At 48.2% G+C, this 3,538-nt stretch carries 4 protein-coding genes and 1 pseudogene; 4 read left to right on the top strand and 1 reads right to left on the bottom strand.

All coding sequences use genetic code 11. The features are described from left to right. Positions 1–122: 122 nt before the first annotated feature. A complete protein-coding gene (locus AADEFJLK_RS23240; RefSeq protein ID WP_103975986.1) occupies positions 123–467 on the bottom strand; it encodes a type II toxin-antitoxin system RelE/ParE family toxin in 345 nt (114 codons plus the stop codon). Positions 468–794: 327 nt separating this feature from the next. On the opposite strand from AADEFJLK_RS23240, the pseudogene AADEFJLK_RS25750 reads away from it, so the two are divergent. The 4 genes and pseudogenes from AADEFJLK_RS25750 (at position 795) to AADEFJLK_RS23220 (ending at position 3,499) form a co-directional block, all read left to right on the top strand. Next, positions 795–1,076: pseudogene (locus AADEFJLK_RS25750) on the top strand (ArdC-like ssDNA-binding domain-containing protein). A 242-nt stretch (positions 1,077–1,318) separates the two neighbouring features. Continuing rightward, a complete protein-coding gene (locus AADEFJLK_RS23230) occupies positions 1,319–1,948 on the top strand; it encodes a ParA family protein (RefSeq protein WP_088621330.1) in 630 nt (209 codons plus the stop codon). Between the two features lie 10 nt (positions 1,949–1,958). Further along, the gene (locus AADEFJLK_RS23225; RefSeq protein ID WP_088621329.1) at positions 1,959–2,291 is read left to right on the top strand and encodes a ribbon-helix-helix domain-containing protein; all 333 of its coding nucleotides are present in this window, start codon (positions 1,959–1,961) and stop codon (positions 2,289–2,291) included. A gap of 80 nt (positions 2,292–2,371) precedes the next feature. Next, the gene (locus tag AADEFJLK_RS23220; protein ID WP_211299328.1) at positions 2,372–3,499 is read left to right on the top strand and encodes a replication protein; all 1,128 of its coding nucleotides are present in this window, start codon (positions 2,372–2,374) and stop codon (positions 3,497–3,499) included. Positions 3,500–3,538 lie beyond the last annotated feature (39 nt).

The raw sequence follows: 3,538 nt of genomic DNA, 5'->3' as shown, positions 1-3,538 counted from the left end.
AAGAAGCCATCAGGGAAGCGGTGTCGCCGCTCTCGGCATATTCATCAAAGAGGACAGTAATGTAATCGTCCATCTCGTCAGGATGATTGCGGAGGTATTCTTCTTCAACCTCACCAATCGTTCTATAGCTGCTCATGGCTTAGATACTCCTTCCAATAGGCCTTGGCCTGTTCAATGTCTTGGTTTTGGCTACCCTTGTCGCCGCCACACAGCAGCAGGACGATATGGTTATCACGTTCCCCGAAATAAACCCTGTAGCCGGAACCGAAAAATAACCGCAGTTCGCTGACCCCTTCCCCGACTGGCTCACAATCCCCATAGTTGCCCTGTTGCAGGCGGGAAACGCGGGCAAGGATACGTTTCCGCCCCATGACATCCCGCAAGCCATAAATCCATTCGGTAAAAGGCTCTTTCCCGTTATCCCTGGCATAAACAACCACCTGCTTTGGCTTTGCTGCATCTGTCACGGACTTATTCCCTTCAATTTATATCACTGCGTACTGTAGTATGCAATAGCCTTGGATGCAAGCCGTCTTTTCCCAAAAAAGTTAAGGCTAAAGGGCTTCGCCCTCACGCGGGACAAGCAAAATAACGGCTTTCCCCGCAGAAAAATGGCTTTCAGCCGCCGCTACGCGCTATGGCCGAAGCTTCCGTGATTTTGTTTACCCTTGCATCCCCAAGTCTCGCCGACAGGCAGGGCTTCAGCAGCACTGAACCCCAAGCCACAAAAGGCAGATGGCGGCGGCTTGCCAAACCGCGGATTTAACGCTAAAAAATAGGAAAGGATTCCGACCATGACCACAGATGTTTATAACCGTGTCACAGATACCATTATCGCCGAACTTAAAAAAGGCGAACGGGCTTGGCTGAAACCGTGGAACGCCTAACACGCCGCCGGAAAAATCACCCGTCCGCTACGGCATAACGGCCTGCCCTATTCCGGCATCAATGTTGTGATGTTATGGGCTTAAGCGATGGAAAAAGGCTATAACGCCCCGCTGTGGATGACCTTCAAACAAGCGCAGGAATTGGGCGGCCACGTCCGCAAAGGCGAGCATGGCAGTGGTGGCTATTAAAAATGCAGCAGCCTGATAAGCACAAATAACCCCAATAGCCACCACAAAAAACGGTTATTTATTTAATAAATTAACATGTTTACATGTTGGATAATTTACATGTTAAAAAATAAGTTATTGAAAAAATGGCCGTATCGTCACATCTTACCCAACCTTACCCCGTGCTTCTGGCTAGACAGTGCATTTGACTTTAATTTCTAACATGTCAAAATGTTCACATGTTTACATCTTGAGTAGATCACATGTTAAAAATAGCGATCCTTGGACAGAAAGGCGGCACAGGAAAAACCACAACCGCGATTGGCCTAGCGGTAGCCGCAGCCTGTTCCGGCAAAATTTCCGTGATTATTGACCTTGACCCGCAGGCCAACGCCGCCAACTGGAAAGACCGCCGCACCGCCGAAAACCCTGCCGTGGTTTCAGCACAAGTGAGCCGACTCAAACACGCAGTCCAATCTGCCGAAGATTTTGGGGCAGAATTTCTGGTGATTGACACCCCTGGAAAGTCAGATACCGCCGCGATTGAAGCCGCCCGCATCGCCGATTTTATTTTGTTGCCCGTCAGACCGCAGATTTTCGATCTTGAAACCTTATCCGCCATGCGTGACTTGCTCCGTGTTGCGGGTTCCGCCCCTGCTTTTGTTGTCTTAAACGGTGTACATCCGCAAGCACACAAACAGGCCGAGGAAGCCAAAACAATGGTGGAAAAAGCTTTTGGATTCAAAGTTTGCCCCGTGCATATTTGTCACCGTGGAGGCTATGCCTCTGCCCCGGCTTCCGGCAAAGCCCCGCAAGAACTAGACCCTGACGGTAAAGCCGCCGAAGAAATCGGACGGCTTTACATGTTCATCAACCAACAACTTAACATGTGAACATATAAACATGGCAGCTAACAATCTGAAAGCTTTACAACAGGCACTTGACAGCAGCGCACGACCTGAACGTGCGCCCCGATCCGTCACGAAAAAAACAAAACCGGAACAAGAAGCACAAATGGTTGCCACACCGGAACCTGTCAAGGAAACGCCAACAGGCGGCTACATGGCTCCAAGCAGGGAAGGGAAGACCAACATCACGGCTTACCTATCGCCCGACTACAAATCCAGCCTGCGCCTGATCCAAGCCCGTACAGGCAAAAGTTTGCAAACCCTCATTGCTGAATCACTCAACGATCTTTTCAGCAAGTATGACGTGCCAACCGTACGACATGATTAAGTTCACTATTCAACATATTGACAATTCAACATGTAAACATGTTAATTTGTTAAATCATTAAGCAGCATGGAAGCACAAACATGGCAATCAGAAAAAAGCAGCCAGAGACCTCAGAAAACAAGACAACAGACGAGGAAACGCCTGTCATTCCGCCCAACGAAGCGGATTTTGGCGGACAGCAACTCGACCTGTTCCGGGCGTTCCTGTGCAATACAGACAACGAACGCGACCAACTTTCAAACACGTTTGACCTTTGGGATTCAGTGCCACGCTATGCAGTATCACGGCAACAAATGGATAAAATCAGGAAAGAAAAGGGCTTTCTGGATTTGCAACAAGTTGAATTCCATTACCGTGGCACAAAACTAAAAACCATCATTCAGGCTGCTAGAATCCTTGATGAAAAAACAGGTACAACCAAAGATTATTACCCTTCGGCCAATGAAGAACTCATTGAAGATGCTTTACGCAAAATTGCCGCAGAACAACGCAATGCCTTTTTCGACAAACCCAACTACCGCAGCGGGGTTGTCTTTTCACTCCATGAGTTGCGCGAAGAATTGAAGCGACGCGGCCACACCCGATCCTATCAGCAAATCATTTTAAGCCTAAACATCCTTGCCCGCAGCACTATTGAAATCCGATCAACAAACGGTAAAGACGGGGAAAAGTTCGCCGTAAGCTGCTATTTTTCAGGGCTGGCGGCGGCATCAAAATATAGACTTGCCGAAGACCCAACCGCAAAATGGATTGTCCAATTCCACCCTCTGGTTACACAAAGTATTGATTCATTAACTTACCGACAATTCAATTACGCGCAGATGATGAGTCACACTTCACAACTGGCTCGATGGATTCATAAACAGTTATCGCTAAAATTCACCTTTGCCAGCCTAACAACGCCCTTTGAAATGCGCTACAGCACAATCAGGCGTGATAGCGCACTGTTAAACAACTATTCGCGCGGACGAAAAGCCATTGAAGCCTTAGATGAGGCCTGGAGCGAACTCATAAAAAACGGCGTATTACTGACAACACAAAAAAGCGAGGTAAGGGGAGGGCGCGGAAAACTGGAAGAAGTCATCTACACACTAACCCCATCACTTGATTTTATCTCAGCCATAAAAGCCGCCAACAAACGGGAAAATTTAGCCGTGGGGAAAAAGACTGACCCTGTGGATCATTTGCAAAACCCAAAAAGGCGGTAGTTATAGGGGGCGGGTCATGATGCTTTTCGGTAGTTATAG

Source organism: Methylovulum psychrotolerans, from assembly GCF_002923755.1.
GTDB lineage: Bacteria > Pseudomonadota > Gammaproteobacteria > Methylococcales > Methylomonadaceae > Methylovulum > Methylovulum psychrotolerans.
The sequence above is the reverse complement of the archived record's forward strand: the minus strand, read 5'-3'. Positions and strand labels throughout refer to the sequence as shown.